Here is a 24,176-nt window from a genome sequence, read left to right as displayed (position 1 = left end):
GAATAGCATTGTCGATGAACACTAGACAAAGTTAAAATTAACAGCTTCTCTGACTCTTTAATAAAAATTTTATAATGCTTTGAGTTTATGTATGTCAGAAGAATTACTTATTAATGTCACGCCTATGGAGTGTCGGGTGGCATTAATCGAAAATGGAACTGTTAATGAGCTGTATGTCGAGCGTACAGTCAAGCGCGGTCTAGTCGGCAATATTTACAAGGGTAAAGTCGTGCGAGTGCTTCCGGGCATGCAAGCTGCTTTTGTTGATATCGGTTTATCTCGCACCGCCTTTTTACATATCAATGATATGGTTTGGCCTCGTTCACAGCCCACCCCAAACGTTTTTGAACTCTTACATCCCGGTCAAACCCTGACCGTTCAAGTCATGAAAGATATGTTAGGAACGAAAGGGGCACGTCTGAGTACAGATCTCTCGATTCCTTCTCGTTATCTGGTTCTCATGCCATATGGTAACCATATTGGTGTATCGCAGCGTATTGAGTCTGAAGAAGAACGAGAGCGACTACGCAATATTATCGAAAGTATTCAATCTGAACATAATCTGCCGGGTAGCGTGATTGTACGTACAGCTGCCGAAGGTGTGGATGAGGCAGAAATTGCACGGGATATGTGCTATCTGAGTAAATTATGGGAATACATCCAACGTAAGCAGATTGATGTTGCAGTTCCTTCCTTAATTTTTGAAGAGCTTCCATTACCTCAACGTATTATTCGAGATTTAGCAAGCGAAGAGACTGCAAAGATTTATGTCGATTCGAGAGAAATTCATGCCAAGCTTCTTGAGTTTGTTGAAGAGTTTGTTCCGAATATGCAAAGTCGACTCATTCATTATCCGGGTGAGCGACCGCTATTTGATCTCTATAACGTTGAAGAAGATATTCAGAAAGCCCTTCAAACACGTGTTGCTTTGAAATCGGGTGGCTATCTGATGATCGACCAGACTGAAGCCATGACGACAATTGACGTTAATACTGGCTCATATGTTGGCGGTCGTAGTCTTGAAGACACCGTTTTTAAAACCAATATGGAAGCGACACAAGTCATTGCACGTCAACTTAGATTGCGTAATTTGGGTGGTATTCTCATTATTGATTTTATTGACATGCAAGAGGCAACTCACCGTGAAGAGGTGATGCGTCAGTTTGAAAAAATGCTTGAACGCGATCACGCCAAGACCAAAATCACTCAGGTATCAGAACTTGGTCTGGTCGAAATGACGCGTAAACGAACACGTGAATCGTTAGAACATTTGCTGTGTGAGTCGTGTCCAACGTGTCAAGGACGTGGTTTTGTCAAAACAGCAGAGACAGTGTGTTACGAAATATTTCGTGAGATATTACGATATACCCGCGCATTTGAGTCAACGAGTGGCTTTACTGTTGTTGCTCACCCTTCTGTGATTGACCGATTATTAACAGCAGAAGCACCCGCAGTGGCTGATTTAGAGCATTTTATTAACCGTGTCATTAAATTTCAGGTCGAAAATTTATATACGCAAGAGCAATACGATATCATTTTAAGTTAAAGTTGTAACAAGATATCGCTTAATCCTTGTTACAACTGAAATTTTACTTTCATTCATGAATTTTAAATACTACTTACATACAGTAGCCCTAGACGTTCTCCCTATTTAACGTCTTAGCAAACAATAAGAGGTATAACCCATGAATGTAAGTGAAAACTTAATTAGCAACGGTCTTAAACATGTTTTAGAAAGCACGCCAGTAAATAGCTGCTATATGTTGAATGACCAAGGTAAAGAAGTACCGATCACAACTGCAATGATTCGTTCAGTATGTCATCAGTTGCTTAATCAGTGCCGCACAATCAAAAAATAAGGGGCCAATTCAAAGCCCCTTAACTTTTCTAACTTGCTGAATGATGTTTCAGTTGTTTCTCTGCAATAATTTCTTCAAAACGTTGAATCTCATCTTCTAAATGAGTCAAAAGGTTTTGCATTTTTGGTAAAGCATTTCGACAAGCCGTTAATCCCACTTCAAGCTTATCTAAATAACTGGTCATGGTAATATTTAAAGCTTGTCCATCCATGACAATCGAAGCAGGGTAGAGAGCATCTAATTTCGCGCCATTCCAATAAAGTGGTTCACGTGGCCCTGGTACATTGGAAATCACTAAATTGAACGCCTGACGCTTAGGAAGCATTCCTGACATGATGTTTAATCCTGCTGGACCATAAACAACCGCGCTATAGTTTAAAATTTCATTAGCAGTCATACGGCTAAAGCGTTGCTTTGAGTTTTGCATGCTGCGACGAATAATTTCTAGACGTTCTAACGGTTGGTCTTTATGAGTCCCTAAATTTGCCAGAATCATAGTAATCCGGTTACTCATATCAGAATCATCTGTGCGTAATGAAGCTGGAACCATGGCAATAAGTGGCTTTTTAGGTAAGCTATTTTGACTAATCAAATATTCACGTAAAGCACCAGAACATACTGCTAGCACAACATCGTTAATCGTTACGCCTAATGCTTTTGAAATTTTTCTAAGGCGGCTCAATTCAAACGATTGGGCAGCAAAACGACGTGAAGCACTTACTCTTTGGTTCAAAATCGAAACTGGCGCCTGAAAGGTAGAAACATAATCAGGATTTTTGCCCATTTCTTTAAATATAGTCTGAGATAACTCTTGCATGACTTTAGGAGCTATATCGAGTTGAGACTTAATACCTCCTAAAATACTCTTAATTTTACTTGTACTTGGAGTAGGCACTTTTAGGCGTTTAGTTCTTTTGCTCTCAACACACCATAAAGGAACCACGTGTTTCTCTTCAGGTGTTTTTGAAAGTGATTTCTCGATCAAACGCATACCCGCAACGCCATCAACCATTGCATGGTGGATTTTAAAATACATAGCGAAACGGTTGCCTTCGATTCCTTCAATAATGTCACAGGTCCACAGCGGCTTAGCGCGGTCAATTAATGAGCTGTGTTGTTGCGAGATATAAACAAGAAGTTCACGAATGCGCCCAGGATGAGGTAAAGCAATGTGGCGAAAGTGATGATCGATATCGAACTCTTCATCTTCATCCCAAAATAGACCATTTAAACGGTTATTGAAGGGAGGAATAGGAATGCTTTTTGAGCGTTTAATATCTTCTACTAAATCATGTACAAAAGTTTCAGGCGCATTTTCAGGAATTTCAAATAAAAATAATCCACCGACATGCATGGGTTGCTGTCTTTTTTCAAGTGACAGAAAAATGAAATCAATTGGGTGTAATGGACGCATAAATCATTGTGCCTCATGCATTTTTCTAAGAAGCCCTTATCTGAGCTCTTATTAGAATTATAGAACCGTAAAATTAAGTATATAGCGTTTAGAGTAGAGAAAATATGACTTTGTGTACGTAACATGACATAAAAAAAACCACTGATTTGCCAGTGGTTTTTTGATATCAAATTACTTCTTCATGTTACCTGCATGTAATCCGCACTCTTTTTGAGTCGCTTCTTCCCACCACCAGCGTCCTTCACGTTCATGCTGGTTCGGTAATACAGCTCGTGTACATGGTTCACAGCCAATAGAAACAAAACCACGTTCGTGGAGAGGGTTATATGGAATTTCCATCATACGGATGTAGCTCCATACTTCAGCACTTGTCCAGTTCGCTAGAGGATTATATTTAATAAGTTGCTTATCTGGACCAGAGAAGCCAGCATCAGCTTGTACTACTGGAATTTCTGTGCGTGTACCAGGGCTTTGGTCTTTACGTTGGCCAGTAATCCAGCCATCTAAAGTCGCAAGTTTTTTACGTAAAGGCTGAACTTTTCGAATACCACAACATTCCTGATGCCCATCTGTAAAAAAGCTGAATAAACCTTTTTCGTTTACCATGTTTTGAACAGCTTCAGATTCAGGGAAACAAATTTCGATATTAATATTGTAGTGTTTACGGACAGTTTCAATAAATTGATACGTTTCAGCATGGAGGCGGCCAGTGTCGAGACTAAAGACACGGAAAGGCTTACCCAAACGTGAAGCAATATCAATTAAGACAACATCTTCTGCTCCCGAAAAAGAAATTGCGATTTCACCTTGTTGGCTTAAGGCAAGTTCTAAAATTTCTCGAGGGCTTTTGGTTGCATATTCAGCAGCAAGAGCATCTACGATATCAATAGTCGGAATAACGGTCATGTGTGTTCCTGGCAAAAGGCTTGGGCGCATTGAGTTATGAAAAATATTCTAAAGGATAGTTGATAAACTGCTTAGCACTTTAATTTCGATCCTTATGAATAAAATTGATTTGATCAATAACAACGCAAAACTGAAAATCTTAATGGTATGATACAGCAATTTTTAACCAACGTTGGAAGCATTCATGGAAATCGTATGCCTAGATCTTGAAGGGGTTTTAGTTCCTGAAATCTGGATCAATTTCGCTAAAAAAACAGGGATTAAAGAACTCGAGGCGACAACTCGTGATATTCCGGATTATGATGTTTTAATGACTCAGCGCCTTAGTATTTTAAAACAACACGGTCTAGGCTTAAATGATATTCAAGAAGTCATTGCTGAGATGGGGCCTTTACCAGGTGCAAAAGAATTTGTTGAATGGGTAAGTACACATTTTCAACTCGTGATTCTGTCAGATACTTTCTATGAGTTTGCGCATCCTTTAATGAAGCAATTGGGTTGGCCAACAATTTTCTGTCATAAATTAGAGACAGATGAAGAAGGAATGATCACGGCTTATAAATTACGTCAACCAGATCAAAAACGTGAGTCGGTTAAGGCACTACATGGCTTAAATTTCCGTGTAATCGCTGCTGGTGATTCTTATAATGATACAACGATGCTAGGCGAAGCTGACCATGGTTTCTTGTTTGATGCACCTGCAAACGTAATTGCTGAGTTCCCGCAATTCCCTGCAATTCACGGCTATGACGCATTAAAAGAAGCAATCCGTTCAGTTTCAAAGCGTAGCATTCCAGCTTAAATAGCAAGAATATAAAAAGGCGCTTTAAGCGCCTTTTTATATGAATAAGTTTAAAACTTAGAATTTATAACCAAGTTTTAAACCGTAAGCGATAGCATTGTTGTCATCAAATGTACCAGCAGCTGAATGAGCGCCTGTAACAGCATCTGCATCACCCAACCAGAAATATTTTACACCGCCAGCAATAAACGTTTGTGTAGTAGGGCTGTATTGAACACCTAAGCCTAAGTTCCAATACCCTTCAGTTGGACCTAAAGTTGTAACAGGATTACCTGCGCCAGAGTCCCAACCTACAGAAACGTTACCCGCCCATTTATCAGTAAGCTTACGACCTACACCAGCAGTGACAGACCATTGGTCATCTGAGTAATCTACTAAATTAAATCCATTAGGTTTACCTAATTGAGGTAATAATTGACCAGCTGCCTTAGAAACAATTCCAAACTTGTGTGGTTGTACTGCAAAGTCTTTCCAGTTTACCCAGCGGACATTGGCGAATGCTACAGTATTTGCCATGATACCCGTTTGGAAATCAAGATTCACAGACTGTGGTGTTGTGATAGTAGTTTTGCCATCACCTTGAAGTGATGCAAGCTGTTTGCCAATTGCTGCTTGAGTTGCTGGATCAGTGATACCTAATGCACCAAATAGAAGTGCTGGGTTGGCAGCAACCAAGTTCACAATAGGAATGTTCTCTTTGATATTTACATCGTGATCAATTTCAGAACGGTAAGTTAAAGAAGCTTTAAGCGCAATTTCTGGAATTTGATAAGCTACACCTGCTAGCCAACCAGCTCCACCAGTTTCTTTAATATCAGCGTCATAGCCATTATATAGGCTATAAGCTGAACCTCTTAAATGAACATTTCCTTTAATAGTTTGGTATACACCACCACCATAAATATTCCAGTTTACTGTCGGTTGATAACCAAAAACGAAAGCAAGATTCTGTGTATCAACTTCTACAGATGTACCTCCAGTAATTGTATTACCTAAGCCGGCTTGACCTAATGTTGGACTTGCCGGTGAAGGTAATAAACGGTCATTTGGATTTGCTACAAAGTTGTTCTTACCTGTGTATTGAGCATCAGAACCAAAAGGTTGATCGTAAAGTAAACCAAAAGAGAATTTATCAGTAAGTTGTAATTTTAATGCCGCACTAGGGAAATAGTAGTCGTCTGCCATATCACCAGTAGCATTTCCAGAAATATCTTTACCTGATACATCTGGATCTAGAACCGAAATACCAGCTTCAAAGTAGTTTCCAGGCTGCAAAAATGCAGACATTGATTGTCCAGAGCGATCCAATGCTGCTGCAAAAACCCCAGTTGCAGGCAGCGTTGCTAAAATCATTGCAGTGCTCAGATGTTTTAATTTCATTTTAATCTTTCCTTGAACTTCAAGACATTTTTTTAAAAGTAACAGAGTTAAACCGTTTAAACTGTGTTGCCTTCAAAGCTTCTAATTACAACTTATAAAAGCTTTGATAACTCCATGTAACAAAAATAGCATAATTACAATAAGAGTAAATCTGTTATATGAACTGAGCAGTACTCATTTTTTATACAAATAAGGTCAATAATGGATGAAATATGAAGGAATATTTTCATTGGTAAATTATTTTAATTAATTGATATTTATATTTTTAATCTATTAATAAAGTAGTTTGTTTTAGTGACATTTTTGTCACAAATCCAAGAAAAATGGTCAAAGATTTTTTTGTAAAAATATGAATTAATTGATTATGAAATGAGTATTAGTTGTCATTTTTAGTTGATAAGTCTAGTTTCTCTACATCTGTATATTATTGATTAAATTTTATATTCTAAATTTTTAGGAAAAAATCCCCCTTTATTTTTTACCATTTGATCTATTTTTTAGGCGATTTAATTTTACATTTGAGCGTCTATAATTTAAAGAATAACCGAAAATAAAAACTAACTTTCGGTTGTCCTATTTTTAGATTTAAAACATACCATTAGAGGGGATACAGTCTGTCATCAAACTCTTCAAGTTTTGGAAATTTTAGTGGTTCAAGTTGGTCTAGATGCGTTAGATAAGTTACATAGTCTTCGAGGAGGGTTTCTCTGGCCTCTTGGCTAATGTAGGGGACGTGGTAGGCAGTGAATGGTGGTAGAACTTCAAAACCAGCATATGCCAAAGTACCGCGTTGAATCGGGGATAGATAATGTTCGATTGGCCCATGAATAGTGTTTTCTCCAAACATGTGTGTTCTACCACCGAGTGTTAAACACAACATCGCTTTTTTACCAGCCATTCCACCGTGGTTATAAAAGCGTTTACCCCCGTAAAAGAGCCCTGAAACAAATACACGATCAATCCAGCCTTTTAAAATTGCTGGTACAGAGGTCCAGTAAAGTGGGAAATTTAAAATGACTAAATCAGCTTTTTTTACCTTTTCAATTTCTGCCTGAATATCCGGAGCTAGAAGTTGATTTTTACTGGCATTTCTTTGCTCTAATGCATAGTTAAAATAGTCAGGCTGATTGAGCTCTAAAAAATCCTCTTTGGATGCAATAGGGTTAAATTGCATGGCATATAAATCTGAAACCTCTACGCGATGTCCCAATTTTTCTAAGGTTTGCTTTGCTGTACTTTTTAGAGCAGTGGTAAAAGATTGTGGTTCTGGGTGGGCATGGACAATCAGGATATTCATAGGGGCACCTGTGTTTTTCAGAAATTGTGCTGTCTAGTGCAATTAAGCAGATTTTGTTTTGAATCACTATGCATCAATTTAAAAGCATGGCATAGTTCATGAACTGACAGTTTTTACCATTTCGCGCCATTTATTTTGCTCAATGGGTTACTCATGAATCCAGAATTACCCGGAACTTATATTAACTTAATCGTCGAGACTGTTAAGCGGTGGGGTGTCTCTTGTGAGCAGCTTTTAGATGGAAGCGGCATAACAGTAGATCAATTAAAAAAACCATATTGGTATGTAGAATTTAATCATCTAAATCAGCTCATTGAGCGGGCCATCGAGTTGTGCAAAGAGCCTGCATTAGCAGGGTATTTGGCTTTAGAAATGACTGCTTCATGTTATGGTTCAGTCGGAATGGCTGCCATAGTTTCTCCAAATTTAGGGGAAGCCTTGAAAATTCTTGAACAGTTCATTGGGTCACGTTGCGAGGTTTTTAAACCAGAAGTAAAACAAGAAAATAATTATGCATATTGGTTCATTCATCAGCCTGTAAAGGAATTTCAGTTGAGTCCAAATGCCAACATTTTTTTATTGGTAGGCTTTGTTCAAATTGCAAAAAATTTAACAGGCTTATCCAATTTAGGGAAAGTTGAATTACAAATGCCAGAACCGACAGGTTTTGCCAAAATAAGTAGTCAACTGGCAGTCACTTGTTTATTTAATCAAAAATGCAACAGTTGGATATTTTCAAAAGACTATTTAGCACAGCCTGTATTAACGGCAGACCCAATGTTGGCGCCTTTAGTAAATGCACAATGCAAGCGAGATATAGAAAAATTAAAGTTACACAGTGGCTGGAAATGGCAAGTCAAACAAGTTGCTGAAAAATTACTTGTAAATGGCGAGATTGAGACATTAAAGGTAGGGCAAGTGGCTCAATTCATGAATATTTCAGAGCGAACTTTGCAACGATATTTAGCCATTGAAAATACAAGTTTTACCATCTTGGTTGACTCACTTAAAAAGCAACATGCCCAGAAACTTTTAGCTCAAAATAGCATGTCGATTGAAAAGGTGGCTTTAATACTAGGTTATGCCGATACATCTCATTTTACCCGTGCATTTAAGCGTTGGATGGGAGTCACACCCAAGTATTTCCAGACCCGCAGCAAAATGGATGAATTGAGTTCACATTTGGGTTAGAGAGGCCACTGATTTAATTGCATGACCTCTAAATCTGATTCGAGAGCTCTAAGCCGTTCGTTCTGGCTTAGATGAGAGTGATTCAATCACTTCAAAATAGCTAGGTGGTGCTGGGACATGTCCGCGGTCTCTCAATAGACGATGCATGCGTGGCAGTTTGAAGTAGGGTACCGAAGCCATTAAATGGTGTTCCATGTGGTAATTGACGTGAATAGGGGCTACAAAGCTTCTAGCAATCCAACCTGCACGTGTTGTGCGGGTATTGGTTAAGGCTGTAAGACTCGTTTGCATACCTGCATGCTCCGCCATTGAGCGAATTCTTAAAAATAATGGAAATGGGGTTAAATAAGCTAAAGGCCATAACCAATAAAACCGTTGTTGACCAAAAGCTTTTAAAACCGCATAGAGTGCTACATTGGTTGCAATGGCTCCACTACTGTTTTTTATAATACTTTTGGCATAGTCAACGAGATCTTTATTACTTCGCTCTAGCCAGACTTGATCATTTGCAACCGTCCATTTCATTAAATCGAGATCCATTAACACTCGACCAAAGCTAAATTTTAATCCCGTCATACCTGTTAAGTCCCGTAAGAATTTGCGGGTAAGAGATTTTTTGCTTACGGGAAAATCCGACACTAACGAAAGATCAGGATCATCTGGGGTAGAGGTTTTTGCATGATGGCGAACGTGATGTTGACGGTACTTGTGTAGATCATTCCAGATTGGGCGGGCGCATAGCCATTCGCCTATAAAGTCATTTATTTTTTTATTTTTGAACAAGCTTTTATGTGATGCATCATGCATCAGAATTGCTAGGCATAACTGGCGACCCGCCAATATAGCTAAGGCAAGCATACAAGCAAGTAATTTGCCCCAGCTAGGTAAGTAATCCCACATCATGATTAAGCTAGCAAATGTTCCCCCAATAACCGCCCATGTACTTGCAACAGCCCAAGCGCCGTAAGCATCTGAAGGCTCTGTGAATTCTTGTATTTCTTCTCTGCTAAATAGATCGGTAACACTCACCTGTGTATTCATTTTTATTCTCCCAAATCAGATTTTGGTATTCATCTTTTATATTACTAATATAATCATAAAATTTTAAAAGTTGTAATATTTGTTTGTAAAAAAATAAATCGCTCTTTAATGTGTTAATTCATTTTCATAAAGTTTTTGCCACAGCTTTTGTCCAATCGAGTCTAGCTGTTGTACATTTTGAGCAAATTGATTGCGGGCATGTTCATTAACAAAAGGAGAGGGTAGTAAAGGATCATTCATTAATAAAGTAATGGTTTCTCGCCCTAGTAACAATGCTTGAGCAGCAGCGTCATTGAGCGGTAATTTTTCATATTTTAAAAGCCACTGCTGAATATCTTGGCTATAGTTTTTGTAGTTTAATTCGAGTTGTTTGGTATCCCATAAAGAAGCAATCAACTGAAGGCTTTTTGAATCAAACTGTTGAATAACACAAATTTTTGTTTCACTTTCAAGGCCTGCTAAAACAAGTTCTTCACATGTTTTTTCGAAACTATAGGCCAAATTGTCTGGTCGAATATAAATACCGGTTTCGAGTTCTTTAAAGCCAAATTGACGTAATGCTCGTTCTCTCTTTTTTAAAGCGGTGCGATCTATGCGACCTAATGTGCCTGTAAATACTGCAAGATAATGCTGTTGCCATTCTTTGGTTTGTTTAATGCCATTTTTGCGGTTCAAAATGATTTTTGCCCATTCTTTGGTTGATGGCGAAAGTTGATAAATACCGCGCTCGACACTTTCTATCATGCCTTCATTTAATAGCCGAGTCGTAGCAACACGAATTCCATTTTCACTCATATTAAAGAGTTTGGCGGCAATTAATATCTGTTTGATGGTGAGTTGAGGATAGGCTGAGGAAAGAAATAAATCGATAATAAGATGGCGTGCATTAATTTTAGTATTTTTCATTCAGATAGAATTTTTGATATGAGCTGCATTTAATCACAATAATATCATGTTTTTTTAAGAGCTTTTTAAGATGATTTTGTAGAGTAAGAGGCGGCAAAAAAGTTTTATCTATAACAAGAGAAATTTTGGCAGTTCTTTACCAAGTTTTATCTTTTTACGATAGTTAACCCAAGTTTGTCATCATGATGTGATACATTATCGCACTTTAAATAAACTGCCTTTTACTAGGGGCAATAACCACAAACGTTAGAAATGATCTGATATTGAACATGTGTTAAGTCAAATTTGAGGCTTACCAATTGCGATAAAACAAATTTTAGATCGTTCTAGTGATTAACTTTCTTTGAGCAAGTTATGGAAAATTTTGAAGTTATAAAAGCACTGTTTCTAGGCTTTATTGAAGGCTTAACTGAGTTTTTACCCATCTCGAGTACAGGCCATCTGATTTTATTTGGTCATATTATCGATTTCCATTCAGACGGTGGACGTGTATTTGAGGTCGTAATCCAGTTAGGTGCTATTTTGGCAGTGTGCTGGTTATACCGACAAAAAATTATTAATTTGATTAAAGGTTTTTTTAGTGGAGATGTCGAGTCTCGTCATTTCGCCATCAGTGTACTTATTGCATTTTTCCCTGCAGTCATTATTGGTGTTTTGGCCGTCGACTTTATTAAAAGTGTTTTGTTCAGCCCAATTGTCGTTGCTATTGCATTGATTGTTGGTGCTCTCATTATTTTCTGGGTTGAATCTAAGCAGTTTGAACATAAGACAGACGATGCGACAAAAATTACTTTTAAACAAGCACTTTTAGTCGGGTTTGCTCAATGTGTTGCCATGATTCCGGGGACTTCACGTTCAGGTGCAACGATTGTAGGCGGAATGTTTGCGGGCTTATCACGTAAAGCTGCTACAGAATTTTCTTTCTTCCTTGCAATGCCAACCATGTTGGGTGCAGCAACTTTTGACTTGATCAAAAATGCAGACGTACTTACCGCTGATAATATGATTAATATTGGAGTGGGCTTCGTTGCAGCCTTTATTGCCGCTTTATTTGTTGTAAAAGCATTAGTGCTATTTGTAGAGCGCCATACGTTACGTGTATTTGCATGGTATCGAATCGTATTGGGTGTAATTATTCTGATTGCAGCAATGTTCTTTAATTTATCAGCTTAAAATCTGATGGAGTGAAAACCTAGAGTATTCTAGGTTTTTTTATGCCTAAAAATTGATTTGAATTGCCTATTTATACAAAGTAAACCGAAGACATATGTTTTCATTTTAGGTTCATTGTTATATTGATTTAAACAAGATATGGAGCAGATTAATGACCCTTCCAACCACTATGAAAATTATTGAAATTACCGCTCCAGGTGGACCTGAGGTTCTAAAAGTTCAAGAGGCTAATATTCCAGTACCTCAAGCAGATGAAGTTTTAATTGAGGTAAAGGCTGCTGGAATTAACCGCCCTGACGTGTTACAGCGTATGGGTTTATATCCGATGCCTAAAGATGTTACTCAAATACCGGGGCTAGAAGTTGCTGGCGTGGTGGTTGCGGTAGGTGACCAAGTGCAACAGTTCAAAGTCGGAGATAAAGTTTGTGCTTTAACAAATGGTGGTGGTTATGCAGAGTACTGTGCAGTTGCCGCGACACAAGTATTACCAATACCTGAAAATTTATCGTTTACTCAAGCCGCTGCTATTCCAGAAACGTTCTTCACAGTTTGGGCCAATCTGTTTGATATTGGTCGTTTAAAGGCAAATGAAACAGCATTGATTCACGGAGGGGCCAGTGGCATTGGCACCACTGCTTTAGCCATCTGTCATGCTTTAGGGATTAAAACTTTTGCTACGGTTGGAAGCGAAGATAAAGTTGAGGCACTCTCTGATTTGACCACGGCAATTAACTATAAAACCCAAGATTTTGAGCAAGAAATTTTGAAACACACCCAAGACCAAGGTGTTGATGTTATTTTGGATATTGTGGGTGGCTCTTATTTTCAGAAAAATTTAAATCTATTAAAACGTGATGGTCGACTTGTCATTATTGGTTTTATGGGTGGTCGAATCGCAAAAGAATTTGATTTACAAAAATTGATTTTAAAGCGTGCCACGATTACGGGTTCAACGATGCGAGCGCGTACTAGCGAAGAAAAAGCACAAATTGCCCAATCTTTGCATGAGCATGTGTGGCCATTACTGGCAGAAGGTAAGTGTTTACCTCAAATCTATAAAACATATGCTTTTTCAGATGTACAAAGTGCTCATGCGTGTATGGAGCAGGGTGATCACATCGGAAAGATCGTTTTAGAAATGAATGCGTAAAGCTGTAATCACTAAAGTTTAGGTGAACGACAGGTTCGCCTAAACTGAATTTTATAATTTTAAACTCTGCCTATTTCTCTATAAAAATTGCCAAATTCTATTGGCAGATTGCACCAGTTCTATGACTTCACCTATACATTGAGTAAGAAATAAGAATTGGCTCTTAATTTATTATTTCTTTCCATACTGATGAAAAAGGATAGTAACAATGAATACCGCAAATATTGATGATAAAAATCCTACTCCAGATTTAGCTGAAGATAATGCCTTTTTCCCATCACCTTATTCACTGAGTCAATATACTGCCCCAAAGACAGACTATGATGGAACTACATACTCAACGCCGTATACGGGCAGTAAAAAAATCTTAGTGATTGCAACCGATGAGCGGTATATTCAAATGCAAAACGGTAAGTTTTTTTCTACTGGGAATCATCCTGTTGAAATGCTTTTACCGATGTTTCATTTAGATAATGCTGGCTTTGAAATTGATGTTGCGACACTTTCAGGTAATCCTACCAAGCTTGAAATGTGGGCAATGCCAAAGCAAGAACAAGTTGTATTAGACACCTTTCAGAAATATGCAGACAAGTTAAAAAATCCTCTAAAGCTCGGAGATATTTTAGAAAAAGTAGTAGGGGAAAACTCACCTTATGCGGCTGTCTTTATTCCGGGTGGGCATGGTGTATTAGCTAAGATTCCACATAGCCTTGAGGTAAAAAAAGTCCTTAAATGGGCAGTTGAACAAGATAAATTTATTATTACCTTATGTCATGGGCCTGCTGCATTATTGGCTGCGGCTGTAGATGAAGCGCCTGAAAACTATATTTTCAAAGGTTATCAAATGTGTGTATTCCCTGATGCATTAGATACAGGGGCGAATATCGATATTGGCTATATGCCGGGTGCCTTACCTTGGTTAGTCGGTGAAAACCTTGAAAAACTCGGTGTGGAAATTTTAAATAAGGGTATTACCGGACAATGTCATAGAGACCGTAAATTGTTAACAGGTGATAGTCCGCTTGCTTCTAATAATTTAGGCAAACTTGCAGCTGAAACGTTGTTGGCTGAAGTGAAGGATTAAGTATATTGTTCTATCGAAATAGGGCTTTTATTAAGTCCTATTTTTTTTATAATAAATAGAGTGTTAGGTGGAAATTTGAAAATGGTAAATGATGTAAAATCAGTATAATAAGTAAGGGATAGGAGAATATTAAAATGATAAAAATAGAAGATATAAATCTACTTGAGCAAGGATATAAGTTGGTTTTTGATTTAAGGTCATCTTCTTCAATATTGATGGATGAAAATTATATCAAAAATATACAGCAAACTACGTTGGATAAGGGAACAACTATGGGGCTTAAGGGTGACAATGATTTATATGCAACAGCTGAATGGTGGGTAAATATCGAAAATGGTAATATAGAAAATTACTATGTTAGAGGGTTAATAGTTGAAATAAATGAAGAAAATCCATTTGTAGATGGAAGTACCATGATTACAATTAAAGTAAATGGAACTGATAAAGAAATATTTCAAGATATAGTTTTTACTAATGAAAGAGAAAAGGCTATAAGTAAAGAGCTCTATAAAGTTGGAAATGAAATAGTATCTATTTATATTTTGGATAAATTAAAAGAGGATGATGTTTGGAATTGGGTAGTAGAAGAAAAACTAGGTGTTTCTCCATTACTTAATAGGGTTTATATTAAGGGTGGGGATTAAAATTATTCTATATTGACGGGTTGTAGGTGTTTAATATGAGTGAAGATGAAATTAATATTATAGCCTATAACTATGTGGGTTATATTAAACTATACAAAGATATTATTTTTTCTGCTGATGGTAATAAAAATGATATTATTTATAACCAAAGTGGAGTTAATAGGAGAGTTTTTTCGGGATACGTTAGCTTTCCCGAAGTTGAAAAGAACACTTTATTTTATATGAAAGCTTTTTTGCTTACTCTTACTGTAGATATACCTTGTAACGAAGAAATTCATTCTTTAATTAAAATATTTTCATATTGTGACAACCACTCTTCATTAATTGAAAAATTATCATTAGGACTAAAATCTAATTCAAAAGGTCTTGTTTTTAATGGGCTTAAAGAAATAATAGGTGATTTTTACTTGTTTGAAAAAATTGATGACTTGTTTTTCTATGATGGAAGAGAGGAGTTGTACAATAATTTTTTTAAAAATGATAAATAATTTAGATGATTGTAAAGTATAAAATGGATAAAGATTAAATAAAATGATAGAGAATTGTGCACTGATTGATCAAGGATATAAATTGATTTTTGATTTAAAAATATGGTTGGAAAAAAATGGGAAAGATGAGATTAGGTCTACACATGCTTTGACTCTGGATAGTACTACTAATAGTGGTTTAAGTGGAGTGTATGGTTTATATGGAACAAGTGAGTGGTGGGATAATGTTGAAAAAGGTAATATTGAAACATATATTGTAAGTGGGGTAATAGCTGATCTTTGTAAGGGAAATATTTTTGTGGATGATGGTGCAATGATAACTATTATTTCAGATAATAATGAAGATGAGATATATGAAGGAGTAGTGTTTACGAATGAAAACTTGAAAAGAGAGTATGGTAATCTTTACTCTAAAGGAAATAAAATAGTTGTTTTTTATATTTTAGATGAGTTGAAAGATAAAGATACTTGGAATTCTTTAATTCAGAGTAAATTGGGAGTTTTGCCTATAACAAGTAAGATTTATATTAAAGATAGAAATTAAAATTTTTATATTATTGGCTCTATAAATAATTTGGAAACTAATTGTGAGTATGAAGGATATAATTAAAGATTGTAAATTTCGAAGTAAACTCTAGTCAAGAAAATTTAATAAATATAAATAGATACTTGAATGAGATAGTAAGTATTACTGAATGTAAATTTTAAGATTAAGGGGTAACATTATAAAAAACCGTGGTGCTGGAGGTAGCTGGTAATGAGGAATTTGTATAGCTTACTATTTATACTAGTGTTAGTGGCATGCTCTGGTACAGTTGATTTACTTGTTTCGGGTAATGCTAATAGCGGAATTATATTTCAGCTATCTAAAAGTGATGCCAAAAAGCTTGATAGTGGTTTTCGATTTTATGTAATGGATAATAGTACTGTTCCTGCCGGTACATTGAAAGAAACAGTATGGGAGATTAAGATAAATAGGGAAATAAAATGGTTTAATTTTAAAAATGATTATGCCTATAAATGGACTTATGGAGTTAAACCAAATGGATTTAAAGAGATTGTGAAACCCAAGCAGCTAAAGTTAAATACTCAATATTATTATTCGATTGATGGTGGGGCAGGCTATCATGGTTCAGGTTGTTTTTATTTAAATGAGAACAAAATGGTTATAGATAGTAAGAGCTGTTGAATCGGGTATTGTTCAGAACTCTGGTCTTATAGTTTATCATCTATAGGTATCACTGCGCTATGCTTGTGCCTTATGGGTTAATATAATGTGACGGTTATGATGTGGGAACTAACCAGTTCTAAATTTTTATATAAAAGATGTGAAATAAAATAATTTTAAAATAAAGCTATGAGGTTTTATTTGGATAAAGGAAATAATATGAGACCTTTTTTAGTATGTTTGATTGTTTTTCTTAGTGGTTGTAGAGCTGTAGAAATTAATAAGGAGTATTATTTTCAGCAAGGTTTTAATGCATCAACTGTTGTGAATCTAACTAATTATGTCTATATAATTAAAGAGTTACAAAAACATGAAGATGTGGATATATATATTCCTTTATTACTTATTGCACAAGATATGAGGAGGATATCAGAAAACGATTTAACTCTTTATGATAAAAAGAATTTATGTCAAGTTAAATATTTTATAGATAATAGATATTTAAATGATCAAAGAAAGATTCAAAAAGATCTCTTGGAAACTAAAAAATGGCTTTTAAATCTAAATTACTGTGATTAAGTTTATATATGAAAATTTAAAATTGGAACAGTGTCTTAAGAGTATTTTAATATTAAAGGAATTGTATGAAAAATTATATTATAAATTTATCTGAAGATTTTTCTGAATATGCTTGGGAAATTGAGTTAAAGGGATGTTTTGAGGTAGATATACAGGTATTTGATAAATTATATACGTTTAATTTTTATGATCCTATTAGATTAAAACAAGCTATTGAAGATGATTTGAGATCAAATCAATTTTTTCTGTGAAAATCTGGTTATATTGCCAAAAGTGAATTTAGATAATATTGAGAAATTTATAGAAAATATAATTATTACACTTTATTTATTATCTTTTTCTACAAAAAGATAAATTTTTATTATGTTCTTCTATATATAATCTTCAACTGTAGACTATTTTATTATATGTACGCCCTGCGGGACTCGAACCCACGTCGGTCGCTTAGGAGGCAACTGCTCTATCCAGTTAAGCTAAGGGCGCATAATTTTATGATTATAAACGAAAAAGCTATTGCTAAGGCAATGGCTTTTTCATGTTTTAAGTATTAAAACTTTAGCCATAGTGGGTAATAAAGATAAAGTGGAACCATTCAACGGTTTCGAACACTTATGTCTTGTAGAAAAACAGTTTAGAAAGCTGAAAAATCACAAAAAATTCATGCTTATCTTTCTATGATCTGAAGCAAAAGACGAAAAAGGTTTAAGGCAAGCAATCGGGTAGATAGCGTTATTACCAGAGAGTTGTTTGTTAAAAATCAGATTTGGCTATCGTATAATTCAAAAGGGCATAACATGAAAAAAATTGATGAACAGGACTTATCTAGAATTATTGAAATGGCATGGGAAGATCGAACTCCATTTGAAGCAATTGAGCGAGAGTATTGCTTAAGTGAAAGCGAAGTTATTCGTTTAATGAGATACAACCTGAAAACCAATAGTTTTAAGCTCTGGCGCAAACGTATGGCAGGGCGTAAAACTAAGCATCAACAATTACGTTCACCAGAAATTGAACGAGCTTACTGTTCGCGTCAGTATAAATATGCATAACTTCTAATTTTATTGTCGATGAAATTTTAATTTTTACAGTGCGTAATTTTCTGATTATAAAAAAAGCCCCTATCGAAATAGGGGCTTTTTTGTGTTTAGGTACAAAATATAGAATTATTGTTTTTTAGAATTCAATAATTTAAATAGTACAAACATGAGAACGATCCAGATTGGAATCATCATCACTGATTCTTTGAAACCTTGGCTCCACATAATGTAGAGAACAACTGCAATAAAGCCTAAAACCAAATAGTTACTAAATGGTGCCCAAAGTGCAGGGAAGTGAGTTTTTTCACCTTTTGCTTTCATTGCTGATCTAAATTTGAGGTGAGTCAAACTAATCATTGCCCAGTTCAATACTAATGCACCAACGACGATATACATTAAGTGACTTAATGCATTTTCGGGTACAAAGTAGTTCAACAGTACACAACCAAAAATTAACAATGCAGAAAGTAATACGGCTGGAACAGGTACGCCTTGTTTGTTTACTTTTTTGAAAACTTTTGGAGCGTTACCTTGTTGAGCTAGACCGTATAACATACGGCTGTTTGCGAACATACCACTGTTATAAACAGATAGAGCAGCAGTTAAAATAATAAAGTTAAGAAGATGTGCAGCCCAACCAATTCCCATTTGGCTAAAAATCATGACGAATGGGCTTTTGTCGAGGCCACCAAGATCTAATTGGTTCCATGGCACTAATGAAAGCAAAATTGTCAATGAACCGATATAGAAAATTAAGATACGGAAAACGACTTGGTTAATTGCTTTTGGAATGGTTTTTTTCGGATCTTTTGCTTCAGCCGCTGCCATACCAATTAGCTCAATACCGCCAAAGGCGAACATTAAGAAAGCTAACATATAGAACAGGCCACTAAAGCCATTTGGAAAAAAGCCACCATGTGTCCAAAGGTTACTAAATGAAATGCTTGAACCAACATCTGCTGTAAACAACAAATAAAGGCCAAATACAATCATAGAAATGACCGCAGTTACTTTAATAATGGCAAGCCAGAATTCAGATTCACCATAAAATTTAACGTTGGTTAAGTTAACTGCCGTGATTACGACAAAGAAAAATAAGACAGAAGTCCATGCTGGTATGTGGGGCCACCAATAATTAATATATTTGGCCACAGCGGTGAGTTCACTCATCGCAACCAGAACATAGAGTATCCAATAATTCCATCCAGCTAAAAATCCAGGAAATTTCCCCCAATATTTATAAGCAAAATGGCTGAACGATCCTGCAACAGGTTCTTCAACAATCATTTCTCCCAAGTGGCGCATAATCAAAAACGCGATTAAGCCGCCAATGGCATATCCTAAAATAATGGATGGTCCCGCAGATTGAATCACTTGCGCCGAGCCTAAAAATAATCCGGTACCAATTGCTCCACCCATAGCAATTAATTGGATGTGTCGATTTTTTAGTCCTCGTTGCAGTGTAGAAGATTCGTTGGTCAAAGGTCTTCACTCACAATGAATAAGTAAATTATTCTAATAGATGGAGTTATTTTAGCCTAGACTACAAATTAATAAGCTGTGACTGAAAAGTAATATTAAAATATATTTAAAATCATTGGCTTACTTTTAATATTTCAATATCGAGTGAAAAGTGCTCTAAAAAATATAATTTCATATAGACTTTTTTTCTTAGATTTTGCTTAGATTAAGTCATTGCAAGCACATTGCTAAATTCCCAAAATATGCTCGCGTCAATACGATTGATGTATAAAGCAGAGTGCTATCTCTTGACCTTAAAACAATTTAAGATGCAGAGAAGGGTAAACAAGAATGCTTGTTTTGATATAGAAGAACATAATAGTAAGGATAACAGTTGATATGAGCTCAGTACCGCAAATTAAAATTCCAGCAACTTATATGCGTGGTGGAACCAGTAAAGGTGTATTTTTTAAGCTTGATGATTTGCCGGAAAGAGCTCAAGTTGCAGGTCAAGCAAGAGATCAGCTCTTACTACGTGTCATTGGTAGCCCAGACCCCTATGGAAAACAAATTGATGGAATGGGCGGAGCCACTTCGAGTACGAGTAAAACAGTTATTCTCGCTAAAAGTTCTCAGCCAGATCATGATGTTGATTATTTGTTTGGTCAGGTTTCAATTGATCAGGCTTTTGTAGACTGGAGTGGTAACTGCGGTAATTTGACTGCTGCTGTTGGTTCTTTTGCGATTTCAAATGGCTTGGTTGATGCAGACCGTATTCCTGAAAATGGCCGATGCACGGTTCGAATTTGGCAAAAAAATATTCAAAAAACCATTATTGCCCATGTGCCTATCACCAATGGTCAAGTTCAAGAAACTGGTGATTTTGAGCTTGATGGTGTGACGTTTCCTGCCGCTGAGGTTCAAATTGAGTTTTTAGATCCGGCCGATGATGGTGAAGAGGGCGGCGATATGTTCCCGACAGGAAATGTCGTTGACGAATTAGACGTTCCTGATATTGGTCGTTTCCAAGCGACATTTATTAATGCAGGTATTCCAACCATTTTTTTAAATGCAGAAGATTTGGGTTACCAAGGCACTGAATTACAAGATCATATTAATAGCGATGCGGCAGCACTGGCACGTTTTGAAAAAATTCGTGCGTATGGTGCTGTACAGATGGGTTTAATTAAAGATATTTCAGAAGCAGCTGCGCGTCAGCACACACCAAAAATTGCTTTTGTTTCTAAACCAAAAAACTATACAGCATCGAGTGGTAAGCCTGTTTCAGAGAGTGATGTCGATTTACTGGTTCGTGCTTTGTCGATGGGTAAATTGCACCATGCCATGATGGGAACAGCAGCAGTCGCGATTGGTACGGCAGCCGCAATTCCTGGCACATTAGTAAACCTTGCGGCTGGTGGTGGCGAACGTGAAGCAGTACGTTTTGGGCATCCTTCTGGAACATTACGTGTTGGCGCTCAAGCTGAACTTGTTAATGATCAATGGGCGGTTAAAAAAGCCATTATGAGTCGTAGTGCACGTGTGTTAATGGAAGGTTGGGTGCGTGTTCCAGGTGACAGTTTCTAAACATCTTCTAAATAAAAAGCCTCTCAATGTGTAGAGGCTTTTTTACGCTTGCCTTTAAAAACTCATCACCCACTTTTTACAGTGAATCGTGTATGATGTAGCGCATGAATGCTTCATTACATTCAATAAAATTTCTCTACTGATTTTATCGAGGCGACTGTGTCATCACTCTCTCAAGTTAATGCGGATGTTTTAAAACAAGCTCAACAACGTATTCAACAAGATTTATTGACGACATTGGCTGCGTTCTCAATTCCAGAGCCTTTAAAAAGTGCAGTACACCATGCAGTTATGCTTGGTGGAAAACGTGTGCGTCCGGCTTTATGTTATGCCACTGCTGCTTTACAGCCAAATCCAAATTTTGCTGCCGCTCGTCGTGCTGCGGTTGCAGTCGAACTCATTCATTGTTACTCACTAGCGCACGATGATTTGCCTTGTATGGACAATGATTTACTGCGTCGTGGTCAGCCGACTTGTCATGTTGCGTTTGGTGAAGATACTGCTTTGCTTGCAGGCGACATTTTACAATCGATGGCTTTTGAGGTTTTAGGTAGTCGTTTGTTTGATGAACAAGGGCAGGGTACTGATGCCGCGATTGTATTAAAACAAATGCAGATTTTAGCAACTGCCAGCTCTAAAATGGTCTCTGGACAAGTTTTAGATTTACAAGCTGAAGGCAAGCAAATTGCTCAAGACGAACTAGAAAATATCCATCGTAATAAAACTGGTGCGCTCATTCAGGCCGCAATTATGATGGGTGCAGTCACTATCTTTTCCGGAACGGATCAAGCAATTCCAAAATTGCGCCAATATGGGCAGACCATTGGATTAGCTTTTCAAGTGTTAGACGATATTCTCGATATTACTTCGAGTACCGAAGCTTTGGGTAAAACTGCTGGTAAGGATGAGCAAGTGCAAAAATCGACATACCCAGCGTTAATGGGTCTCGAACAAGCACAGATTTATGCCAAAGAATTGCATGATCAAGCTTTTGAGGCCTTAGCTCATTTTGGTGATAATGCAAAAGAATTAGTTGATATCTCACAATTTCTTTTAGCGCGTACGAACTAATAATATTAAATTAATATTCATAACTTCTATTCATGCGAAATGAATAAAGGAGAAAAAAATGAATGGTGAACAACTCCATCAAAAAGCAATTGAAATTGCGCGTAATCTTCCCTTTAGTCAACAGACTCATCCTTTTGGTCCAGACTATGAAGTTTTTAAAATTTTAGAGAAAATATTCATGCTGACGACAGAAGTTGCAGGCGTCAAAATGATTAATGTGAAGTGTGATCCGTATAAAAGTCAGGAATATCAGGAGCTTTATTCATTTATTATTCCGGGTTATCACATGAATAAAAAACATTGGATTTCGATTACACCGCATAAGAACTTAACAAGCGATTTACTGCAAGATTTAATTCATGATTCTTATGATTTAGTCGTAAAGAAATTACCTTTGAAAGATCAGAAAAGATTAAAAAACCAATAATATAAAACATAAAAAACGGCGACATTATCGTCACCGTTTTGATTTTAATTACTTATTTGAAGTAATTGAATTAATTATGCTTTCCCATAATACCGCGAATTGTATTTAAAACATCGGCAGGTAAAACCACAGTTTTAGCATTATTTGATTTAGCCATATCCTGCATTGCTTTTACATATTGTTCACCCAAAAGGTAAGCAACCGGAATCTCTTTATCGCCAACTGCACTGGTCACCATTTCAATTGCACGTTGAGAAGCTTCAGCTAACACGACTTGTGCTTCTGCATCACGGCGAGAAGCTTCTAAACGACCTTCTGCACTTAAAATAGCAGCCTGTTTTTCACCATCGGCTTTAGTAACAGCAGCACGACGTTGACGTTCTGCGGCAGCTTGTTCTTCCATGGCAGCTTGCATGGTATGAGACGGCTGAATATCTTGAATCTCAACAGTTTTTAAGGTAATGCCCCAATCTGAAATATCGTCAGAAATAGCAGCTTTTAACTTAGCCTTAATATGATCTCGTGAAGACAATGCATCATCTAGATCCATTTCACCGACAATAGAACGTAATGAGGTTTGTACAAGGTTCTGAATCGCCCATGTATAGTTTTCAATACCGTAAACTGCTTTTTCTGGTGTGGTTAAATTAATATAGGCAACAGCATTCATGAGCAATACGGCATTGTCACGTGTAATCACTTCTTGCGACGGAATATCTAGCACAATATCTTTCGTGGTAATTTTATAAGCCACTTCATCGATATAGGGAATCACAAAATTAAGTCCCGGATTAAGGGTCGTGTGATATTTACCTAAACGTTGGACAATCCATTTGTAGCCCTGAGGAACAATACGAACCCCTTTAAAAATGGTAACACCAACAAAAGCCAAAAAGGCTAAAACAATAATAGTACCGACTGGCATGAAAATACCCTCTCTTTATCTTTAATGTTTATGAAGTACCATGGGTTTGAACAATTAAGTCGTTACCCGAAATGTCAATAACTCTGACACGATCGCCCACTTTAACAGGAGTGGTGCTCCGACAATTCCACTCATCGGCCCCTAAAATAGGCATTGGAAAGCGAACAATAATTTGATCATGGTCTAGACCAGTTTGAATAACCATTCCAATTTGACCAATTGTTGCTTCACGGGGTAAGCCCGCTTTCGTTTTATCAATTGATAAGGGTTTAATAAACTTGAACCAAAGAATGGTGCATAGCACTGATAATATTATCCACAATACAATTTGCGTTGTGAGGCTAATATCTGGAAATAACCAATAGAGAATGCACACCATAATGGCGGCAATACCAAACCAGAGTGCGGCAAAGGCAGGTAGAATCAGTTCAGAAAGAATAAGTAAGATACCCAATACAAACCAGTGCCAAGGTTGTACAACAAACTCCATAAATCTGCTCTTTTATATATCTTTATGATGGGTAAAAGTGACTAATATCACTTTTACCACTGTAGCAGATGATAGGAAATGTGGATAGAAAAAAAC

The 24,176-nt window shown here is 36.7% G+C and carries 26 protein-coding genes and 1 tRNA gene; 17 read left to right on the top strand and 10 right to left on the bottom strand.

Annotated features, from left to right (window positions below):
- Positions 1-91: 91 nt before the first annotated feature.
- Positions 92-1,546: a ribonuclease G gene (gene rng / locus HL290_RS13920; protein ID WP_005036381.1), complete on the top strand. Its 1,455-nt coding sequence runs from the start codon at positions 92-94 to the stop codon at positions 1,544-1,546.
- 139 nt (positions 1,547-1,685) lie between these two features.
- Complete coding sequence (locus HL290_RS13915) at positions 1,686-1,859, top strand: PA1571 family protein (protein ID WP_002116397.1); 174 nt, start codon at positions 1,686-1,688, stop codon at positions 1,857-1,859.
- A 28-nt stretch (positions 1,860-1,887) separates the two neighbouring features.
- Here HL290_RS13915 and HL290_RS13910 read toward each other — a convergent pair whose 3' ends face one another.
- The gene (locus HL290_RS13910) at positions 1,888-3,273 is read right to left on the bottom strand and encodes a WS/DGAT/MGAT family O-acyltransferase (protein WP_042897680.1); all 1,386 of its coding nucleotides are present in this window, start codon (positions 3,271-3,273) and stop codon (positions 1,888-1,890) included.
- 171 nt (positions 3,274-3,444) lie between these two features.
- On the bottom strand, positions 3,445-4,179 hold the full coding sequence (locus tag HL290_RS13905; RefSeq protein WP_004639063.1) for a phosphoadenylyl-sulfate reductase: 735 nt from the start codon (positions 4,177-4,179) through the stop codon (positions 3,445-3,447).
- 184 nt (positions 4,180-4,363) lie between these two features.
- Between HL290_RS13905 and thrH the strand changes: the two genes are divergently transcribed.
- Positions 4,364-4,981: a bifunctional phosphoserine phosphatase/homoserine phosphotransferase ThrH gene (thrH, locus tag HL290_RS13900; protein ID WP_198496784.1), complete on the top strand. Its 618-nt coding sequence runs from the start codon at positions 4,364-4,366 to the stop codon at positions 4,979-4,981.
- Between the two features lie 57 nt (positions 4,982-5,038).
- Here thrH and HL290_RS13895 read toward each other — a convergent pair whose 3' ends face one another.
- Positions 5,039-6,361 (bottom strand): OmpP1/FadL family transporter, encoded by a 1,323-nt coding sequence (locus tag HL290_RS13895; protein ID WP_198496783.1) that lies wholly within the window; start codon positions 6,359-6,361, stop codon positions 5,039-5,041.
- A 598-nt stretch (positions 6,362-6,959) separates the two neighbouring features.
- Positions 6,960-7,658: an NAD(P)H-dependent oxidoreductase gene (locus HL290_RS13890; RefSeq protein WP_198496782.1), complete on the bottom strand. Its 699-nt coding sequence runs from the start codon at positions 7,656-7,658 to the stop codon at positions 6,960-6,962.
- Between the two features lie 153 nt (positions 7,659-7,811).
- On the opposite strand from HL290_RS13890, the gene HL290_RS13885 reads away from it, so the two are divergent.
- Complete coding sequence (locus tag HL290_RS13885; protein WP_198496781.1) at positions 7,812-8,849, top strand: AraC family transcriptional regulator; 1,038 nt, start codon at positions 7,812-7,814, stop codon at positions 8,847-8,849.
- A 48-nt stretch (positions 8,850-8,897) separates the two neighbouring features.
- On the opposite strand, the gene HL290_RS13880 is transcribed toward HL290_RS13885, so the two are convergent.
- Positions 8,898-9,890 (bottom strand): fatty acid desaturase family protein, encoded by a 993-nt coding sequence (locus HL290_RS13880; RefSeq protein ID WP_198496780.1) that lies wholly within the window; start codon positions 9,888-9,890, stop codon positions 8,898-8,900.
- A gap of 105 nt (positions 9,891-9,995) precedes the next feature.
- Positions 9,996-10,796: a PaaX family transcriptional regulator C-terminal domain-containing protein gene (locus HL290_RS13875; RefSeq protein ID WP_045435321.1), complete on the bottom strand. Its 801-nt coding sequence runs from the start codon at positions 10,794-10,796 to the stop codon at positions 9,996-9,998.
- A 354-nt stretch (positions 10,797-11,150) separates the two neighbouring features.
- Here HL290_RS13875 and HL290_RS13870 point away from each other — a divergent pair, with 354 nt between their 5' ends.
- From HL290_RS13870 to HL290_RS18885, 9 genes are all read left to right on the top strand, one after another.
- Entirely contained in the window at positions 11,151-11,969 is an 819-nt protein-coding gene (locus HL290_RS13870) for an undecaprenyl-diphosphate phosphatase (RefSeq protein ID WP_198496779.1), read from the top strand.
- A 151-nt stretch (positions 11,970-12,120) separates the two neighbouring features.
- Positions 12,121-13,119, top strand: a complete 999-nt coding sequence (locus HL290_RS13865) for an NAD(P)H-quinone oxidoreductase (RefSeq protein WP_198496778.1) — start codon at positions 12,121-12,123, stop codon at positions 13,117-13,119.
- A gap of 208 nt (positions 13,120-13,327) precedes the next feature.
- A complete protein-coding gene (hchA, locus tag HL290_RS13860; protein WP_198496777.1) occupies positions 13,328-14,203 on the top strand; it encodes a glyoxalase III HchA in 876 nt (291 codons plus the stop codon).
- 134 nt (positions 14,204-14,337) lie between these two features.
- Positions 14,338-14,847 carry a hypothetical protein gene (locus HL290_RS13855; protein ID WP_198496776.1) on the top strand — a complete coding sequence of 170 codons (510 nt, stop codon included), beginning with the start codon at positions 14,338-14,340 and terminating at the stop codon, positions 14,845-14,847.
- Between the two features lie 35 nt (positions 14,848-14,882).
- Positions 14,883-15,335, top strand: a complete 453-nt coding sequence (locus HL290_RS13850; protein ID WP_198496775.1) for a hypothetical protein — start codon at positions 14,883-14,885, stop codon at positions 15,333-15,335.
- A 43-nt stretch (positions 15,336-15,378) separates the two neighbouring features.
- Positions 15,379-15,879, top strand: a complete 501-nt coding sequence (locus HL290_RS13845) for a hypothetical protein (RefSeq protein ID WP_198496774.1) — start codon at positions 15,379-15,381, stop codon at positions 15,877-15,879.
- A gap of 213 nt (positions 15,880-16,092) precedes the next feature.
- Positions 16,093-16,524, top strand: coding sequence for a hypothetical protein (locus tag HL290_RS13840; protein WP_198496773.1), 432 nt, complete (start codon positions 16,093-16,095; stop codon positions 16,522-16,524).
- Between the two features lie 198 nt (positions 16,525-16,722).
- Positions 16,723-17,082 carry a hypothetical protein gene (locus HL290_RS13835; RefSeq protein WP_198496772.1) on the top strand — a complete coding sequence of 120 codons (360 nt, stop codon included), beginning with the start codon at positions 16,723-16,725 and terminating at the stop codon, positions 17,080-17,082.
- 65 nt (positions 17,083-17,147) lie between these two features.
- Positions 17,148-17,333 (top strand): hypothetical protein, encoded by a 186-nt coding sequence (locus HL290_RS18885; RefSeq protein WP_227602296.1) that lies wholly within the window; start codon positions 17,148-17,150, stop codon positions 17,331-17,333.
- Between the two features lie 159 nt (positions 17,334-17,492).
- Here the strand turns inward: HL290_RS18885 and HL290_RS13825 are convergent.
- Positions 17,493-17,565 (bottom strand) — tRNA-Arg (locus tag HL290_RS13825).
- A gap of 311 nt (positions 17,566-17,876) precedes the next feature.
- Here HL290_RS13825 and HL290_RS13820 point away from each other — a divergent pair.
- Complete coding sequence (locus HL290_RS13820; RefSeq protein ID WP_198496771.1) at positions 17,877-18,131, top strand: TIGR03643 family protein; 255 nt, start codon at positions 17,877-17,879, stop codon at positions 18,129-18,131.
- A gap of 114 nt (positions 18,132-18,245) precedes the next feature.
- Here HL290_RS13820 and HL290_RS13815 read toward each other — a convergent pair whose 3' ends face one another.
- Positions 18,246-19,601, bottom strand: coding sequence for an amino acid permease (locus HL290_RS13815; RefSeq protein ID WP_003655361.1), 1,356 nt, complete (start codon positions 19,599-19,601; stop codon positions 18,246-18,248).
- Positions 19,602-19,979: 378 nt separating this feature from the next.
- Between HL290_RS13815 and prpF the strand changes: the two genes are divergently transcribed.
- The 3 genes from prpF to HL290_RS13800 all read left to right on the top strand — a co-directional run bounded on the left by prpF (position 19,980) and on the right by HL290_RS13800 (position 22,665).
- Positions 19,980-21,167 carry a 2-methylaconitate cis-trans isomerase PrpF gene (gene prpF, locus HL290_RS13810; RefSeq protein ID WP_198496770.1) on the top strand — a complete coding sequence of 396 codons (1,188 nt, stop codon included), beginning with the start codon at positions 19,980-19,982 and terminating at the stop codon, positions 21,165-21,167.
- 159 nt (positions 21,168-21,326) lie between these two features.
- Entirely contained in the window at positions 21,327-22,238 is a 912-nt protein-coding gene (locus HL290_RS13805) for a polyprenyl synthetase family protein (RefSeq protein WP_198496769.1), read from the top strand.
- A gap of 58 nt (positions 22,239-22,296) precedes the next feature.
- Positions 22,297-22,665 (top strand): MmcQ/YjbR family DNA-binding protein, encoded by a 369-nt coding sequence (locus HL290_RS13800; protein WP_198496768.1) that lies wholly within the window; start codon positions 22,297-22,299, stop codon positions 22,663-22,665.
- Positions 22,666-22,735: 70 nt separating this feature from the next.
- On the opposite strand, the gene HL290_RS13795 is transcribed toward HL290_RS13800, so the two are convergent.
- Both HL290_RS13795 and HL290_RS13790 read right to left on the bottom strand, forming a co-directional pair.
- Positions 22,736-23,590 (bottom strand): SPFH domain-containing protein, encoded by an 855-nt coding sequence (locus HL290_RS13795; protein WP_005036413.1) that lies wholly within the window; start codon positions 23,588-23,590, stop codon positions 22,736-22,738.
- Positions 23,591-23,618: 28 nt separating this feature from the next.
- The gene (locus HL290_RS13790) at positions 23,619-24,080 is read right to left on the bottom strand and encodes an NfeD family protein (RefSeq protein ID WP_004789340.1); all 462 of its coding nucleotides are present in this window, start codon (positions 24,078-24,080) and stop codon (positions 23,619-23,621) included.
- Positions 24,081-24,176 lie beyond the last annotated feature (96 nt).

Origin of the sequence: Acinetobacter sp. AC1-2 (assembly GCF_016124155.1) — a bacterium.
In the GTDB taxonomy this organism is placed as follows: Bacteria; Pseudomonadota; Gammaproteobacteria; order Pseudomonadales; family Moraxellaceae; genus Acinetobacter; species Acinetobacter calcoaceticus.
Note: the sequence above shows the minus strand (reverse complement) of the source record. Positions and strands in the feature narration are given on the sequence as shown.